Origin of the sequence: Acinetobacter kanungonis, assembly GCF_009939195.1 — a bacterium.
GTDB classification, from domain to species: domain Bacteria; phylum Pseudomonadota; class Gammaproteobacteria; order Pseudomonadales; family Moraxellaceae; genus Acinetobacter; species Acinetobacter kanungonis.
Map to the genome: position 1 here is coordinate 174,208 of NZ_JAACKC010000006.1, position 15,820 is coordinate 190,027.

The 15,820-nt window shown below is 42.6% G+C and carries 17 protein-coding genes; 12 read left to right on the forward strand and 5 right to left on the reverse strand.

Annotation, left to right across the window (positions count from 1 at the left end; genetic code table 11):
• Positions 1 to 115: 115 nt before the first annotated feature.
• The 3 genes from GWK51_RS12920 (at position 116) to GWK51_RS12930 (ending at position 2,375) form a co-directional block, all read left to right on the forward strand.
• A complete protein-coding gene (locus GWK51_RS12920; RefSeq protein WP_161934018.1) occupies positions 116 to 1,135 on the forward strand; it encodes an AraC family transcriptional regulator in 1,020 nt (339 codons plus the stop codon).
• Between the two features lie 249 nt (positions 1,136 to 1,384).
• Positions 1,385 to 1,726, forward strand: a complete 342-nt coding sequence (locus GWK51_RS12925; RefSeq protein WP_161934019.1) for a carboxymuconolactone decarboxylase family protein — start codon at positions 1,385 to 1,387, stop codon at positions 1,724 to 1,726.
• Positions 1,716 to 2,375, forward strand: a complete 660-nt coding sequence (locus GWK51_RS12930) for a class I SAM-dependent methyltransferase (protein ID WP_161934020.1) — start codon at positions 1,716 to 1,718, stop codon at positions 2,373 to 2,375. Before GWK51_RS12925 ends, GWK51_RS12930 begins: the two co-directional genes overlap by 11 nt.
• A gap of 91 nt (positions 2,376 to 2,466) precedes the next feature.
• On the opposite strand, the gene GWK51_RS12935 is transcribed toward GWK51_RS12930, so the two are convergent.
• The 3 genes from GWK51_RS12935 to GWK51_RS12945 all read right to left on the reverse strand — a co-directional run bounded on the left by GWK51_RS12935 (position 2,467) and on the right by GWK51_RS12945 (position 5,708).
• Positions 2,467 to 3,246, reverse strand: a complete 780-nt coding sequence (locus GWK51_RS12935) for a sulfite exporter TauE/SafE family protein (RefSeq protein WP_161934021.1) — start codon at positions 3,244 to 3,246, stop codon at positions 2,467 to 2,469.
• 110 nt (positions 3,247 to 3,356) lie between these two features.
• Positions 3,357 to 5,012 (reverse strand): bifunctional protein tyrosine phosphatase family protein/NAD(P)/FAD-dependent oxidoreductase, encoded by a 1,656-nt coding sequence (locus tag GWK51_RS12940; protein ID WP_161934022.1) that lies wholly within the window; start codon positions 5,010 to 5,012, stop codon positions 3,357 to 3,359.
• Positions 5,013 to 5,024: 12 nt separating this feature from the next.
• Positions 5,025 to 5,708: an MBL fold metallo-hydrolase gene (locus GWK51_RS12945; protein ID WP_161934023.1), complete on the reverse strand. Its 684-nt coding sequence runs from the start codon at positions 5,706 to 5,708 to the stop codon at positions 5,025 to 5,027.
• 193 nt (positions 5,709 to 5,901) lie between these two features.
• Between GWK51_RS12945 and GWK51_RS12950 the strand changes: the two genes are divergently transcribed.
• Positions 5,902 to 7,191 carry a sigma-54 interaction domain-containing protein gene (locus GWK51_RS12950; RefSeq protein WP_161934024.1) on the forward strand — a complete coding sequence of 430 codons (1,290 nt, stop codon included), beginning with the start codon at positions 5,902 to 5,904 and terminating at the stop codon, positions 7,189 to 7,191.
• 94 nt (positions 7,192 to 7,285) lie between these two features.
• On the opposite strand, the gene GWK51_RS12955 is transcribed toward GWK51_RS12950, so the two are convergent.
• A complete protein-coding gene (locus GWK51_RS12955) occupies positions 7,286 to 7,939 on the reverse strand; it encodes an NAD(P)H-dependent oxidoreductase (protein ID WP_161934025.1) in 654 nt (217 codons plus the stop codon).
• 121 nt (positions 7,940 to 8,060) lie between these two features.
• Between GWK51_RS12955 and GWK51_RS12960 the strand changes: the two genes are divergently transcribed.
• The 4 genes from GWK51_RS12960 (at position 8,061) to antC (ending at position 11,775) form a co-directional block, all read left to right on the forward strand.
• Positions 8,061 to 8,669, forward strand: coding sequence for a TetR/AcrR family transcriptional regulator (locus tag GWK51_RS12960; protein ID WP_161934026.1), 609 nt, complete (start codon positions 8,061 to 8,063; stop codon positions 8,667 to 8,669).
• Between the two features lie 154 nt (positions 8,670 to 8,823).
• Positions 8,824 to 10,239, forward strand: coding sequence for an anthranilate 1,2-dioxygenase large subunit (antA, locus tag GWK51_RS12965; RefSeq protein ID WP_161934027.1), 1,416 nt, complete (start codon positions 8,824 to 8,826; stop codon positions 10,237 to 10,239).
• Between the two features lie 2 nt (positions 10,240 to 10,241).
• A complete protein-coding gene (gene antB / locus GWK51_RS12970) occupies positions 10,242 to 10,733 on the forward strand; it encodes an anthranilate 1,2-dioxygenase small subunit (protein WP_161934028.1) in 492 nt (163 codons plus the stop codon).
• 10 nt (positions 10,734 to 10,743) lie between these two features.
• Positions 10,744 to 11,775, forward strand: coding sequence for an anthranilate 1,2-dioxygenase electron transfer component AntC (gene antC / locus GWK51_RS12975; protein ID WP_161934029.1), 1,032 nt, complete (start codon positions 10,744 to 10,746; stop codon positions 11,773 to 11,775).
• A 199-nt stretch (positions 11,776 to 11,974) separates the two neighbouring features.
• On the opposite strand, the gene GWK51_RS12980 is transcribed toward antC, so the two are convergent.
• Positions 11,975 to 12,886, reverse strand: coding sequence for a LysR family transcriptional regulator (locus GWK51_RS12980; protein ID WP_161934030.1), 912 nt, complete (start codon positions 12,884 to 12,886; stop codon positions 11,975 to 11,977).
• Between the two features lie 100 nt (positions 12,887 to 12,986).
• On the opposite strand from GWK51_RS12980, the gene GWK51_RS12985 reads away from it, so the two are divergent.
• The 4 genes from GWK51_RS12985 to GWK51_RS13000 form a co-directional block, all read left to right on the forward strand.
• On the forward strand, positions 12,987 to 14,150 hold the full coding sequence (locus GWK51_RS12985) for a muconate/chloromuconate family cycloisomerase (protein WP_100241804.1): 1,164 nt from the start codon (positions 12,987 to 12,989) through the stop codon (positions 14,148 to 14,150).
• Positions 14,110 to 14,400: a muconolactone Delta-isomerase gene (catC, locus tag GWK51_RS12990; RefSeq protein ID WP_161934031.1), complete on the forward strand. Its 291-nt coding sequence runs from the start codon at positions 14,110 to 14,112 to the stop codon at positions 14,398 to 14,400. Before GWK51_RS12985 ends, catC begins: the two co-directional genes overlap by 41 nt.
• A 127-nt stretch (positions 14,401 to 14,527) precedes the next feature.
• Positions 14,528 to 15,448 carry a catechol 1,2-dioxygenase gene (gene catA, locus GWK51_RS12995; RefSeq protein WP_100241806.1) on the forward strand — a complete coding sequence of 307 codons (921 nt, stop codon included), beginning with the start codon at positions 14,528 to 14,530 and terminating at the stop codon, positions 15,446 to 15,448.
• A gap of 159 nt (positions 15,449 to 15,607) precedes the next feature.
• Positions 15,608 to 15,820: CoA-transferase (locus tag GWK51_RS13000; protein ID WP_328703740.1), on the forward strand; the 213-nt coding region annotated here is incomplete at its 3' end.

Below are 15,820 nucleotides of genomic sequence, written 5' to 3' on the forward strand. Positions count from 1 at the left end.
ATTTTTTTTATGCCTAGATGGAGGGAATCTCTTATCCTACTTTATCAAATTGCTTGCATTCGGCTTGACTTTTTAGGACACTGGCTTGATCTTTTAGGACAAAAGGAATCTTGTCATGGCGAGTTATATTCGTGCAGCCAGCCTCGGTGGTTTCGAAGAATTGGTGCGTAGCTATGGGATTAATCCTATCGAAATATTAAAACAGGTCGGGATTTTGCCTTCTTTGCTGCGCGATCCAGATTCTTTTATTCATTATGACCATTATTTAAGTTTATTAGAAAATGCCGCTATTCGCTGCCAAGAAGAATGTTTTGGCTTAAAACTGGGTGCATCACAAAATATTAGCACGATTGGTTTAATTGGCGTGTATATGTCCCGACAAGCGACCATTCTGGATGCTTTAAGCGTGGCGCAAAAATATGTCTATCTGCATGCTGAAGGCATTGTTTTTCATGTGTCACAGGTCAATGCTCAACTGTGTAAACTGACCTTTGTTCGCCTGAGTGAATACAATACCGATGTCCCGCAAAAATCCCAACTGGCCATCTGCCTTGTCGCAAACATCCTGAAAGATTTAATTGGACCTGTCTGGCATGCTGAAAAAATTAGACTGAAACAACATGCACCCAAACAGCCTAAAGTATTTACTGTGCATTTTGGTTGTGAAGTTCAGTTCGAAACGGATGAAGATGCACTGTATTTCCCCGCCAGTTTTTTAACGCATAAACCTTATGCCTTTAATGAAGATTTGGTCGATCAACTGATTGTGCAGCAACTCGAAACCCAAAGCAGCACCAAAGGTGATGATGATAGCGCTTTAATTGAAAGCTCGGTGCGTATGCTCTTGGCTACAGGTGACTGTAGTATTGAAAATATAGCCTTATGTATGGGGATGCATCCCAAAAAATTACAGCGACTGTTGAAAATGCAAGGGACAACTTATCGGGACTTGCTCGAAAATGTTCGCAAAAAAGAAGCAGTTCGCATGATCGATTCGGGCAATGTCAGTCTGACCGATCTGGCGCTACAGCTTGGTTATGCAGAGCTGTCAATTTTCAGTCGTAATTTTAAACATTGGTTTGGTATGAGCCCCTCTGAATGGCGCGAGAAACATAAACCCGCACTGGCCCATTAAAACCATGACTTGTGATTTACAGTACTTTATTTAGTTTCAAACCAGTGCCAACTGGCATATGCTCACGGTCATGCTATCACCTTAAATTCTCGTAATAGCATACGCCTTATCTAACTTATATTCTTGATATTAAACATAGACTTGTAGCATTAAAAACAATTCACAGAAATCATTATATAAAAATATAATATATTAGTGAAAAACATGGTAATTTAAAATAAACCCATACGAAAAATAAGGTGATTTACCATGAGCTACACCGAATTGACACAAGAGATTTCAGCCAATATCAAAAGTATGCGTGAGCAATCCCCCGATTTAATCAAGAGTTTTAATGCGCTCTCGCAAGCTGCCATGAAAGATGGCATTTTGGATGCTAAAACCAAAGAATTGATTGCACTCGCTATTGGCGTTGCCAACCGTTGTGATGGTTGTATTGGTTTTCATGTGCGTACTTTGGTCAAAATGGGCATGAGCTTTGAAGAATTGAATGAAGTGCTGGGTATCGCTGTGTATATGGGCGGCGGACCATCCTTAATGTATGCTGCCAATGCCGTGACTGCATTTAATGAGTTTATTCATGCAGAATAATTCTGAGACGCCTATAAAAAATGAATGGGATGCTCGTTATGCCGAGCAAGATCATCTTTATGGTCGTGACGCCAATGTGTTTATTCAGCAGATCGTACAAACAATAGATATCTCAGGCAATACACTTGGGCTTGCCGAAGGTGAAGGTCGCAATCTGCTGTATTTGGCTGACTTGGCAAAACAACAACAACGCCCCTTTCGCGCTGAACTCTGGGACTATGCTCAGGTTGCGCTAGATAAAGCACAACGCCATGCGGATGAACGCGGCATCACACTCCATACGCATATAGTGGATTTAACTCAGGCAAATTGGCAAGCAAATCAGTATGACAACATCATCTGTGTATTTGGACATTTTGATGCACTAACACGCCAGCAGCTATTGCAAGGTGTTCGTAACAGTTTGGTCGATGGCGGATGGTTTATCGGTGAAGTTTATTCGACGGAACAACTTGCCTATCAAACGGGTGGTCCGCGGGTCAAAGCAATGTTGTACGACCCGATAGAATTTCTAAGTCATTTTCAACACGATCATATTCAGCACTTTTTTGTCGGTGAAGTTGAGCGCTTTGAAGGACAGCTTCATCATGGTCTATCACACGTGATTCAATTTGCGATCCAGATCCGAAAATCCGCAGTATCTGAATAAGCAACAGCACAGGATGATCATTCATCCTGTGCTATTTGAGTTTTCATCTTCAGGTTTTGCTTGGTTGTCTTAAATTAGCAGAAGGACTTAATCAAACCAAAGCTTTCACCAACATTGAAATCGCCACCACAATCACGGTAATGGCAAAAATCTTTTGAATAATGCTGGCGGGTACCAAGTTAGTGGCTTTACGTCCCAATAACATCCCAACGATACAGGCAATTACAAAAGTGGCTGAAATGCTGATCGGATACTGAAAACCATCCAAGACATGAATTGAAATACTCACACCGCCAATCAAGAAGATGATCATCAGTGAAGTGGCAACAATACTGTTCATGTCTAAATCTGTGGCTTTACGCAAGGCAGGTACAATCACAAAACCGCCACCGACGCCAAGCAGCCCAGTTAACAAGCCTGCTACCACGCCGATAAAACCCAATACCGAAGCGGTTTTCACATTCCAGATGAGTCGTCCAGTCGATTTGTTCACCTTACAAGGCGGGTTCGCCATATCATTGACTTTATTAAAAAAGACCCGATACGCCACCACCAACATCACCAGACTAAAAGCAATGCTCAACCAGACGGGAGAAACAATATTGGATAGTTGTACGCCATAACGTGCCGAGGGAATACTGATGACCGCAATCCAAATCGCTGCACGATAACGCACGATTTTTTTCAATAAACCCTGAATCGTACCCACGAAAGCCGACAAGGTCACCGCCAATAAGCCTACAGGTGCTGCCTGCGCCACGCTCCAACCCTGACTCGCCATCAGCGCTGGCACTGCCAAAATGCCACCACCAGCACCGGTCATACCAAGCAAACATCCTATTGCCAAGCCTTCTAAAACTAACAACCACATGTTGTTTAACCTCATTTAAGCATTGCTGGACCCAATATTGAGATAAAGCGTCCCTGACCTATCTGAAAATTGACAGATAGGTGCCCGTGTTTGAAGGAATCTGTTAAAAATTAGCGTTTCGGCTTAACCAGCCATTCATGCCCTTTCAGCATGCCATCCCAATACATTGGTGGTAGGATTTTCTCTTTTAACAGCCATGCCATGCGGGTTGGCTGTTCACCATCCAGTAGCCATTTGGGAAAGCTTGGCAGTAACTTGCCGCCATAGCCGAACTCAGCCAGTACAATTTTTCCACGCTCTACCGTAAGTGGACATGAGCCATAACCATCGTATAGTGCAAACTTGGAACCGCCTTGCAAATACTCCAGCACATTTACGGCAACAATCGGCGCCTGCTTGCGCGCTGCCGCTGCTGTTTTGGCATTCGGTGCATTCATGACATCACCCAAGGCAAAAATATGCGGGTATTGGGTATGCTGTAAGGTGTTTTGATCGACACTGACCCAACCAGCCTGATCGACCAGATTACTCGCTCGTATAAAATCTGGAGCTTGCTGCGGTGGAACCACATGAATCATGTCGAAATCGGTTTCAATAATCTGGCTGTTGTCAGCTTGCATTTGCTTAAACCAAGCACGTTTTTGCGAACCATCGACCTTGATTAATTGATAGTTAAAATGCAAATTTGCATCATAACGTTTGACATATTCCATCAAGGCAGGCACATAAGCGGCTACACCAAACAGCGCTGCACCTGTGTTGTAGAAATCAATCTGGATGTCTTTGAGTACGCCCTGCTTTTGCCAATGATCCGCAGATAAATACATGGCTTTCTGCGGTGCACCTGCGCATTTAATTGGCATCGGTGGTTGGGTAAAAACCGCCTTACCGCGTTGCATGTCTCGAACCAACTGCCATGTATAAGGGGCTAGGTCATAACGATAATTGGAAGTCACACCATTCTTGCCCAGTGTTTCGACCAAACCCTCAATGCCATGCCAATTCAGTTTTAATCCAGGACAAACCACCAAAGCATCATAATTCAACGGCTTACAGCCTTCCAATAACACCTGCTTGTTGTCAGGATCAAAAGCGGCAACCGCAGCTTTAATCCATTGCACTTGTTTGGGAATTAAACTTGCCATGGTACGTACAGTTTTTTCAGGCTTAAAAATCCCGCCACCGACCATGGTCCAGCCCGGTTGGTAGTAGTGAATTTCTGCAGGATCAATAATCGCAATATCCAAATTCGGCTGGCGTGAAAGTAAGCTTGATGCCACCGAAATTCCCGCAGCGCCACCACCGACAATCACCACACTAAACTTCGGAGTATGCTCTTGTGCATGTGTCGATTGCTTTAAAATGCGCGGCACCACACCTTGTAAGTCATAGCCTAACGTTTTGGCTGTCAGTAGCATTTGATCTAAAGTCTGATCTGCCACTTGAGACAATGCCCACAAGGTGATGGAACGTGTGCCTGATCGGCAATAGGCCAATAACGGCTTTTCCGCCTGTAGATACAGCTGCTTAAACGCTTCAGCCTGCTCATCCGTGACCTTACCGCTCACCACGGGCAAGTACTGAATCTGAATGCCATAAGGTTTCAAGGCTTGTTCAATTTCAATTACATTGGGTTGATCAGGACCTTCACCATCTGGACGATTACAGAAAACCGTTTTGATACCACGTGCTGCGATCAGTTCAATATCTTGTGCAGTGATTTGATCGGCAACCCAAAATTCGGTATTGACTTGTTTCAATTGCATCTTGGTTCTCCTTTACTGACCACATGCTTTATTGGCAGGTAATGCGATATCAATTTTTTTCGGATAAGGGAGATTTAAATTATTCATGATTTCGACAAATTCAGCTTTGCTTTTGCCTGCGCCCAACCGTGAATTGTGCAAACGCTCTTGTCCGACTGTCGATGCTAAGCGTCCTTGATAATCATGTCCCGGATAAACGATGGTTGCATCGGGCAAGGTAAAAATTTGCGTATGAATGCTCTCATACAAGGTTTCAGCATTTCCTTCCTGAAAATCAGTCCGTCCACAACCATCAATCAGTAAAGCATCACCTGTAAATACCATGCCCTCTGCAACATAACTGGTACAGGCATTGGTGTGTCCCGGGGTATAACGGGCTTCAATGGCGATTTCGCCAATTCGAATCGCGCTTCGATCTGATATAAAAATGTCACCACAGCTCACCCCCGAGTTCCGATGCAATACGGTTTTACAGCCAAACTTTTCACGTAATAGATTGGCAGCAGTCACATGATCGGCATGCACATGCGTATCCAAGCTGTACACCAAGCTTAAGTTATGCGCCTCTAAATACTGGCTATAGACTTCAATTTCAGAAGCAACAGGGTCAATCAGTACCGCTTCACGAGTCTGTTCTGAAGCCAAGAGATAAGTATAAGTTGAGCTTTCTACTTCAAAAAATTGATGAAAGATCATGTTGCAGCACCCTAATAAATACGTTTCTTTATTCATAAATTGCAAACATGATGCCAACTTTTAGCTTTTTTAATTATATTAATAAAAAACAATATATTAAGAATTAATTTATGATTTCTAACATTCTACGTATTTCATCCTTGTTTCATATTATGTTTCAATAAGAAACAACTGAAACAAATAGTGAAACATCATGCCGAGCCTCAGTTTTGCTTTACAAACTCAGCTAGAATTATTTTTAGAACAATTACAAAGTCTTATTGATGAAATTTTAATCTTGATTCTGGAACAGCACAGCCAAGACTTTATTTATGAATATGGCACCTCTGAGCTGAATAAAAAAACCATTGCTGCATTAAAAACGTCTATTCTGAATACTGAACAGCAGGCTGGAATGGTTCAACTCGCTGAATCCGCTTCACACTATTTGTTGACCCGAAAAAAACTTGAAGTGCTTGACCAAGCATTTTCGGGTGAAATTTTTCTATTCCAACCTGTTACTTCAAATAGCGTAAAACCCAAAGCTGAAAAACTGTTATCTCTCGCAGAGACCTTTCATAGCCAGTCAAGCGCTATGCAACACATGTTCTCGATTATTGAACGGGTAGCAATTACCGAATTTCCTGTGTTGGTTCGGGGTGAATCTGGCAGTGGTAAAGAACTCGTGGCGCAAGCCATTCATGATTATAGTCAAAGAAGAAAGCATCCGTTTATCGCGATTAACTGTGCTGCACTGAATGCCAGTTTATTGGAAAGTGAACTATTTGGACATGTGAAAGGTGCCTTTACTGGTGCCATTCGTGAACACAAAGGCGTGTTTGAACGTGCTGCTGGCGGCACTTTGTTTCTGGATGAAATTGCCGAGATTCCACTGGAACTGCAAGCAAAATTATTACGGGTACTGGAAACAGGCGAATTTACCCCATTAGGTGGAGAGAAATCCCTAAAAGCCAATGTCCGGATTATTGCCGCAACCCATCGTGCACTGCGTGAAGAAGCAAAATCAGGACGCTTTCGACAAGACTTGCTGTATCGCTTAAGGGTCATTCCAATCTTCGTACCGCCCTTACGAGAACGTAAACAAGATATTCCTCTAATTGCTGAATTTCTACTGAATGAACATCGGACCTCTACGCAAGTTCCGCGTCTTTCTGGAACAGCCCTGCAAACTTTAATGGACTATGACTGGCCGGGAAATGTGCGTGAACTGAAGAATACCTTGTTGTATGCGCTGGCAATGGCAAATGGACGATCCGAAATTGATGTATCTGACTTACCCGATGAGATTATTCATGGACTACAAGATGCTGAATCTGAGCCGCAAGCAATTGAACAAGCAGCTCTCCTCAATTCAACCAAAATTGATGCCCACACCTTGCAACAAACCCTCAAAAAATATCAGTATGATTTAGGTTTGGCAGCTCAAGCCTTGGGCATTAGCCGTACCAGTTTATGGCGTTACCGCAAAAAATTTGGTTTATAACGGTAATTGCAGATAGGGTTTTCGATGGTGTAAAAGTGAGAAGCGGAACTAAAGTTTGTCTGAAATCGATGCTTTCCCCACTCTTGCAATGTATTTAATTACTCCAATACAGTCGCAGTCGCTGCATTACGCCTTGATCTGACTTTTTGAGCAAGTTGTTATAATCAAGCTGAGCCAGTTCCTGCATGAATGCCAGCCAGATTTGACGCTGCGCTATACTCGAATCCCGTACAGGACCTAAATAATGCGTCTTCACCGATCCGACACCGCAAAACTTCAATGTAGTGTCTTTGAGTTGTCGTGTACTCGGTTCGCCAAAATACCATTTATAGGTCCAACCCGCCTGATCTAAAGTGGTAATGATTCTGGCTGTTTTACCTTTTAAATGTCCTCGAATTCGATTGCTGTTTTCGAGATAGCTAAAGGCTTGGCTAGGAAGAAATAAACGATCAATAAACCCTTTACTGACTGCAGGTAAGCCGCCCCACCACACAGGAAAAATCCAAACCAGATGATCCGCACTGATGATTTTTTCCCACGCGGCTTGTAAATCAGGTTCAAGTTCCATCCGCTGTTCATAACCAAATTTTAAGTTAGGTTCAAAATTTAATTTCCCTATTTCAATGACTTCAGCCTGAACATCAGAAGGCACGGCTTCAATATAGGCTTGCATTAAAGCATGATTAAAACTGGTTGATGATGGATGGGCGTTAATCACCACGATTTTTCTTTTCAGCTGCTTATTCATCTTCTTCTCTAAGGGAGTACAAACACTTTTTTCAGATATCACCTGTTATCTGAAATACACCTAGCAAAAATAACGCATCCAATTTAAGATATCAAGTGATATCTGAAGTACAAATTAATTTATGAAACCAGCAAAAATTTCGCGCGATGAAAAACAGATTCAGACCAGAAATCAGTTGATTGAAGCAGGCTTTCACCTTATTTCCGAACAAGGCTATAGTGCGGTCTCTATTCGGAATATTTCAAAATATGCAGGCTATACTCAAGGTGCTTTTTACTCTAATTTTGAGCACAAAGAAGATTTCTTATTGACCTTACTGAAAATTCAGTTTGAGCAAGAAAACCAGCAACTACAGAAAATGATTACGCAAGCACATTTGCCGCAAGCGGGTTTAATGGCGGCACTTGAACAGTGGTTAATTGATTTTTTTCAGAATGATGAATGGCTAAAAATTTCCATTGAATTGCAATTGTATGCAGCACGTGACCAAGTATTTTCTAATGAATACCAACAGGTCTGGCAGCAACATCGATCGCAGATTCTAGAAGTTTTACTGCAACTCATTCCTAATTTTTCAGCAGCAGAATCGGTTCAACGTGAAGCCAAACTCCTAGAAATTATTTCTTTAAGTTATGGCTTAGCCCTGCAATATATGATTTTTAAAGATGACGTCCATAAATATGTCCATATTATGCTGCAACAACTGAACCTGATCATGCCTTCACATTAATCCGTCTCACCGCCTTTCCCCCAGTCCAATCTTGCATGTTCAGCACTGCATGAAAGCTGCACAGACTGGATAAACATCTGGAAAAAGTGGATAGAGGCAAGCGCTCAATCGCGTTTCAATCAAGCTAAAGCTGATTGACAGAAGGATTGAGCACATGACCTCATCGAATTTACAACAATGGAATGACTTGGTGGATGGATGCATCGACTTCCGCCCACAAGACGGTGTTTTCCGTGTCGCACGAGATATGTTTACCCAACCAGAACTGTTCGATCTGGAAATGGAATTCATCTTTGAAAAGGTCTGGATTTATGCCTGCCATGAAAGTGAAATTCCCAACAAACATGATTTTTTAACCGTACAAATTGGTCGCCAACCCATTATTGTCAGCCGTGATGGCAATGGTGAATTACACGCCATGGTCAATGCTTGCGAACACCGTGGTGCAACTCTGACCCGCGTTGCCAAAGGCAATCAATCGACCTTTACCTGCCCGTTCCACGCATGGTGCTATAAATCTGATGGGCGCTTGGTCAAAGTCAAAGCCCCGAATGAATATTGTGAAGATTTTGATAAATCTACCCGTGGACTAAAACAAGGACGCATTGCGAGTTACCGGGGTTTTGTCTTTGTGAGTCTAGATACGCAAGCAACGGATAGCTTAGAAGATTTCTTGGGCGATGCCAAAATCTTCCTCGATTTAATGGTGAACCAATCACCAACAGGTGAACTTGAAGTCCTGCAAGGCAAATCAACCTATACCTTTGCAGGCAACTGGAAATTGCAAAATGAAAATGGCTTGGATGGCTACCATGTCAGCACCGTTCACTATAACTACGTGTCCACTGTACAGCACCGTCAACAGGTCAATGCCGCCAAAGGCGGAGAAATGGATACCCTTGATTACAGTAAATTAGGGGCTGGTGATGCTGAAACTGACGATGGTTGGTTTAGTTTTAAAAACGGTCACACGGTGTTATTCAGTGATATGCCAAACCCTGCTGTACGCCCTGGTTATGAAACGGTAATGCCGTATATGCAAGAAAAGTACGGGCAAAAATACGCGGAATGGGCAATGCATCGTTTAAGAAACTTGAACCTGTACCCGAGCTTGTTCTTTATGGATCAAATCAGCTCGCAACTCCGCATTGTGCGCCCAGTCGCTTGGAACAAAACCGAAGTCATCAGTCAATGTATTGGCGTGAAAGGTGAATCTGAACAAGCGCGTCGCAACCGTATTCGCCAGTTTGAAGACTTCTTCAATGTTTCTGGTTTGGGTACACCTGATGACTTGGTGGAATTCCGCGAACAACAAAAAGGATTCCAAGCACGACTTGAACGCTGGAGTGATATTTCACGTGGTTATCACGCTTGGGAATACGGTCCAACCAAAAACTCGATTGATTTAGGCATTGAACCCGTCATCACTGGACGTGAATTTACCCATGAAGGTTTGTATGTTAATCAGCATGGTCACTGGCAACACCTGATGCTGGATGGCTTCAAGAAAAAGTCGCTGAAAATGCTCGATATTACCTTCCAGAATCAAAACCAAATGGATGAGGTGTAACCATGTCACAAGAACTCCAATTTGCAGTTTCTCAATTTTTATATAAAAAATCAGAATTTTGCGATAAATATGACTGGGATGCCTATCTCGATCTTTATGATGAAGACAGTGAATACCATATTCCGCAGTGGATTGATGACCACAATTATGTGCAAGATCCGAATCAAGGCTTGTCCTATATTTACTATCCAGATCGCTCAGGTTTAGAAGACCGTGTATTCCGCATTCGTACAGGAAAAGCCGCATCTGCCAGCCCATTACCACGGACTTTTCACAGCATTAACAATGTGCAAGTGCACACCCGTGAAGATGGTTTGGTTGAAGCCAAAGTCGCTTGGCATACCCTGTATAACCGTCAAGGTTTAGAAGGTGCTTTTTACGGGCATGCCACTTACCTGCTGCGTCCAACAGAACAAAGTTTCAAAATTCGTCGTCAGCACAGTATTTTGCTGAATGACAAAATTGATTCCGTTCTCGACTTCTACCACATCTAAGGAGTAGCGCATGGAACATTCTGTTGCACTGAATTTTGCCGATGGCAAAACCTTTTTTATTTCAGTGAATCAAGATGAATTGCTGCTCGATGCAGCAGTTCGTCAAGGCATTAAATTGCCGTTGGATTGTCGTGAAGGCGTTTGTGGAACTTGTCAGGGACAATGCGAAACTGGCATGTATGCACAAGACTATGTCGATGAAGATGCCTTAACGGAACGTGATTTGGCAGAACGTAAAATGCTGGCATGCCAAACCCGAGTTCAATCGGATGCTGCATTTTATTTTGATCATGATTCGAGTATTTGTAATGCGGGTGAAAGCCTCAGTATTGCAACCACAGTAACTGCGGTAGAACTGGTTTCGGAAACCACTGCCATTTTGCATTTGGATGCAAGCAGCTTTAAATCGCAACTGCAATATCTACCTGGGCAATATGCTCGACTACAAATTCCAGAGACTGAAGATTGGCGTTCCTATTCTTTTGCCAACCGCCCCAATGCCAATAACCAGTTACAGTTTCTGATTCGACTGTTGCCCGATGGCGTGATGAGCAACTACTTACGTGAGCGTTGCCAGATTGGTCAAACCCTGCAGATTGAAGCGCCTTTAGGCAGTTTCTATTTACGAGAAGTACAACGTCCGCTGGTCTTTGTCGCAGGTGGTACAGGTTTGTCGGCATTTTTAGGCATGCTCGACAATTTGGTTGAACAACCGAATACCCCGCCGATTCAACTGTATTACGGTGTGAATACTGAATCTGACTTATGTGAGCAACAACGCCTACATGCTTATGGTGAACAGTTCCCTAATTTCAGCTATCACCCAATTGTGACCAAAGCTTCAGACACGTGGCAAGGTAAAGCGGGTTTTATTCACGAACATTTGAATCAGGATCAATTGGCGGAGCAAGCATTTGACATGTATTTATGTGGTCCACCACCGATGATTGAAGCGGTGAAAAGCTGGCTGGATGAACATGACTTACAAGATTATCGACTGTATAGTGAAAAGTTTTTACAAAGTAATACTACTCGCGTTTAATTCAAATCGTGAAGGAAAACCAACGAGAAGATGAAGCAGATTTCAGCACGGTAATAACTACAGCTAGATTTGTCTGATTAGTTCTCGTGGTTTATGATTTTTTCATGTCTGCTTATGCCCTCTTTCTCCCTTCAGGAGAAAGAAAACCGACACATCGAACAAATTTTTGAATGCCTCATCCATGATGAGGCATTTTTGATTAATCCAAATTTTTAGAAATATTCTCGGTACGATAAATCTCTTCAATACAATCCAAAATTTTAGGAATATACGTACTCTGATCCATATTGCGCATCGACAATGAAATCGGGCTATAGGCTTCCAAATCCAAAATATCCAGATACTCCACATTCTTCATGCCAATTTCGCAGGCACTTTCAGGAATGAGACACACACCCTCTCCAGATGCCACCAGCCCCAAAGCCATGTGGATTTCACGTACTTCTGTCCACTTGGTTGGAATTAAGCCCAATTGGGTAAACATGGCTTGAATGGTGGTCGAGAAATTGGGTTTTGGCGTATTCGGATAAGAAAAAATAGTTTCATTCACAATTTGTGATAAATACACCCCTTTATCCTGAAAATCATTCAAAGGATGCTTTTTAAAAATCGCCAGTTTCAATTTTTCTTTGCGAAGCAATAGCCTTTTAATGGCAGGATCACTGATCGGCAATCGACCAAAACCAATATCGATTTTACCGAGCTTTAGCGCCTCGACCTGATCTCGGGTGCTACATTCAATCAATTCGACTTGAATCTCTGGATTTTTTTGTCGGAATAAATAAATGATTTGCGGCAATAAACCATAGAGCAATGAACTCACATAGCCAATTTTGACACTGGTATTCACCGCATTGATTTTCTTGATCATGCTGGTGGCTTGTGCCGCATGGGTTAAAATCTGCACCGCATGCTGATAAAAATATAAACCTGCCTCAGTGGCTTTTAAAGGTCGAGAGCCTTTTTCAAACAGATCAATCCCGAGTTCTTCTTCTAATTTTTTAATTTGGCGCGTTAATGGCGGCTGGGCGATAAACAACTTTTCCGCAGCTTTGGTGATGCTTTTCTCCTCAACTACGGTCACGAAATATCTTAAGTGTCTTAATTCCATTAACATACCTTTTTAGTATTTTTAAATACCATTCCATATCTATTTTAGGTGATTACATTCTTCTATGGTATACAAACAAGTTCGAAACAGTTGAAACTTCATGTATAAAAGCATAGAAACTATACTCGTGGATATCCCAACGATCCGCCCGCATCAACTGTCTGTGACGACGATGCGTATACAAACACTGGTTCTGGTAAAAATTACAACCACGGATGGTTTTATCGGTTGGGGCGAAGCCACCACCATTGGTGGGCTGAACTATGGCGAAGAAAGCCCAGAAAGTGTCAAAGCCAATATTGATACTTACTTTGCACCATTACTGACTTCAGTAAAAGAGCTAAATGTTGCTCAAACCTTAAAACTGATCCGTAAAAATATTAATGGTAACCGTTTTGCCAAATGCGCCATTCAAACGGCACTGCTGGATATTCAAGCCAAGCGTTTAGGCTTACCGATCAGTGAATTACTCGGTGGTCGTTTACGTGACAGCTTACCTGTACTGTGGACACTGGCTTCAGGTGATACTGAAAAAGATATTGCTGAAGCGAAAAAAATGATTGAGCTGAAGCGCCATAAGGTGTTCAAACTCAAAATCGGTGCACGTCCGTTACAGCAAGATGTCGACCATGTCATTGCGATTAAAAAGGCTTTAGGTGCAGACATTAGTGTACGAGTTGATGTCAATCGTGCTTGGTCTGAACTGGAATGTATTCGTGGTATTCAGCAACTTCAGGATGGTGGTATCGACCTGATTGAACAACCGTGCGCGATTCAAAATACGGATGCTCTGGCGCGTTTAACGCAACGCTTTGATGTGGCAATTATGGCCGATGAAGCATTAACAGGACCTGACAGTGCTTATCGCATTGCAAAAAGTCATGGTGCAGATGTGTTTGCAGTCAAGATTGAACAATCGGGTGGTCTGCTGGAAGCCTGTGAAGTGGCCAAAATTGCAGGACTGGCTGGCATCGATTTATATGGCGGCACCATGCTCGAAGGTCCGATTGGCAGTATCGCTTCTGCGCATGCCTTCTCGACTTTTGAATCGTTGGCATTTGGCACCGAATTATTTGGTCCACTGCTGTTAACCGAAGAAATTTTAAAAACGCCACTTCGTTATGAAAACTTTGAACTTCATCTGCCAACGGGTGCAGGTTTAGGCATTGAAATTGACGAAGACAAAATTGAACAACTACGACGCAAAGATAAGGAAGCTGTAAATGTTATTTCACGTACGCATGGATGTGCATATTCCGCTTGATATGCCACTTGAAAAAGTCAATGAAGTGAAAGCCATTGAAAAAGCATATTCGCAAGAATTGCAACGTGCTGGAAAATGGCGACACATCTGGCGTATAACAGGTCAGTACTCCAACATCAGCATTTTTGATGTTGAAAGTAATGAAGAGCTGCACAACATTTTACAAGGATTGCCGCTTTATCCATTTATGAACATTGAGGTGATGCCGTTAAATCGTCACCCATCTTCCATCCGTGAGGATGATTCATAAAGCTTAAAGCTGTAGCACAATAAAACCGAATTTCAATAGCAACAAGGACTGTGGCATTAAAAAAACCAGCTAAAACAATAGCCAATAATAATGCCACGCATAATCTACATACTTCAGGAGATATAGTATGAACCGTCAACAAATTGATGCTCTCGTTAAGCAAATGAATGTCGATACGGCACAAGGACCTGTTGATGCACGCATTCAGCAAATTATTGTTCGTCTGCTTGGCGACTTGTTCCAAGCCATTGAAGATTTAGATATTCAACCTTCAGAAGTTTGGAAAGGTTTGGAATATTTCACTGATGCAGGTCAAGCCAACGAATTAGGCTTATTGGCCGCAGGTTTAGGTTTAGAGCATTATTTAGATTTACGTGCTGACGAAGCTGATGCTAAAGCAGGCGTGACGGGTGGTACACCTCGTACCATTGAAGGTCCATTATATGTTGCAGGCGCACCTGAAACCGTAGGCTTTGCTCGTATGGATGATGGCAGTGAATCAGACAAAATCGATACTTTAATCATTGAAGGTATTGTCCGTGATGCGGATGGTCAAATCATTGAAAATGCCAAAGTCGAAATGTGGCATGCCAACAGCATGGGCAACTATTCTTTCTTTGATAAGTCTCAATCAGAGTTTAATTTACGTCGTACCATTTTGACCGATGCAGAAGGTCAATATACCGCTTTAACCACGATGCCAGTCGGTTACGGCTGCCCTCCTGAAGGCACCACTCAAGCGGTACTAAATAAATTAGGTCGTCATGGTAACCGTCCTTCGCATGTGCACTACTTTGTCTCTGCCCCAGGTTTCCGTAAGCTCACGACTCAATTCAACATTGAAGGTGACAAATACCTTTGGGATGACTTTGCTTTCGCAACCCGTGATGGCTTAGTGGCAACTGCTGTTGATGTAACGGATCCTGCTGAAATTCAACGTCGTGGTTTAGATAAACCGTTTAAACACATCACGTTCAATATTGAGTTGGTTAAAGATGCGGCTTCTGCACCTTCAACTGAAGTAGATCGTCGTCGCGCAGTAGCGTAACGCTTAAATGATTCAAACCAGAATGAGCTAAGAGAATGCTTGGCTCATTCCATTCAGTTTCCAATTAACACTGCAATTTTTTAATTTCCAACTCCCCTTTTCGACTTTTGATATTTGCACGAATGAAGCAGATCCGAAATCCATGTATGGGTGCTTTACATGATCAATAAATCCTCGACTTCAATTCACGAAGTTTTATCCCAAATCACCGACGGCTCAACCATCATGATTGGTGGTTTTGGTACAGCAGGACAACCTGCAGAACTGATCGATGGCTTAATTCAACTCGGCATTAAAGACTTAACGATTGTCAGCAACAACGCAGGCAATGGCGATTACGGTCTGGCGAAATTACTCAAAGCCGGTGCGGTT

Excerpts from the sequence above, each read along its gene's own strand:
- antC (WP_161934029.1), top strand. The coding sequence starts at position 10,744 with ATGGAACATTCTGTTGCACTGAATTTTGCCGATGGCAAAACCTTTTTT.
- GWK51_RS12920 (WP_161934018.1), top strand. The coding sequence starts at position 116 with ATGGCGAGTTATATTCGTGCAGCCAGCCTCGGTGGTTTCGAAGAATTG.
- GWK51_RS12935 (WP_161934021.1), bottom strand. The coding sequence starts at position 3,246 with ATGTGGTTGTTAGTTTTAGAAGGCTTGGCAATAGGATGTTTGCTTGGT.
- antB (WP_161934028.1), top strand. The coding sequence starts at position 10,242 with ATGTCACAAGAACTCCAATTTGCAGTTTCTCAATTTTTATATAAAAAA.
- antA (WP_161934027.1), top strand. The coding sequence starts at position 8,824 with ATGACCTCATCGAATTTACAACAATGGAATGACTTGGTGGATGGATGC.
- GWK51_RS12930 (WP_161934020.1), top strand. The coding sequence starts at position 1,716 with ATGCAGAATAATTCTGAGACGCCTATAAAAAATGAATGGGATGCTCGT.
- GWK51_RS12950 (WP_161934024.1), top strand. The coding sequence starts at position 5,902 with ATGCCGAGCCTCAGTTTTGCTTTACAAACTCAGCTAGAATTATTTTTA.
- GWK51_RS12955 (WP_161934025.1), bottom strand. The coding sequence starts at position 7,939 with ATGAATAAGCAGCTGAAAAGAAAAATCGTGGTGATTAACGCCCATCCA.
- GWK51_RS12945 (WP_161934023.1), bottom strand. The coding sequence starts at position 5,708 with ATGATCTTTCATCAATTTTTTGAAGTAGAAAGCTCAACTTATACTTAT.
- GWK51_RS12940 (WP_161934022.1), bottom strand. The coding sequence starts at position 5,012 with ATGCAATTGAAACAAGTCAATACCGAATTTTGGGTTGCCGATCAAATC.
- catC (WP_161934031.1), top strand. The coding sequence starts at position 14,110 with ATGTTATTTCACGTACGCATGGATGTGCATATTCCGCTTGATATGCCA.
- catA (WP_100241806.1), top strand. The coding sequence starts at position 14,528 with ATGAACCGTCAACAAATTGATGCTCTCGTTAAGCAAATGAATGTCGAT.
- GWK51_RS12985 (WP_100241804.1), top strand. The coding sequence starts at position 12,987 with ATGTATAAAAGCATAGAAACTATACTCGTGGATATCCCAACGATCCGC.
- GWK51_RS12980 (WP_161934030.1), bottom strand. The coding sequence starts at position 12,886 with ATGGAATTAAGACACTTAAGATATTTCGTGACCGTAGTTGAGGAGAAA.
- GWK51_RS12960 (WP_161934026.1), top strand. The coding sequence starts at position 8,061 with ATGAAACCAGCAAAAATTTCGCGCGATGAAAAACAGATTCAGACCAGA.
- GWK51_RS12925 (WP_161934019.1), top strand. The coding sequence starts at position 1,385 with ATGAGCTACACCGAATTGACACAAGAGATTTCAGCCAATATCAAAAGT.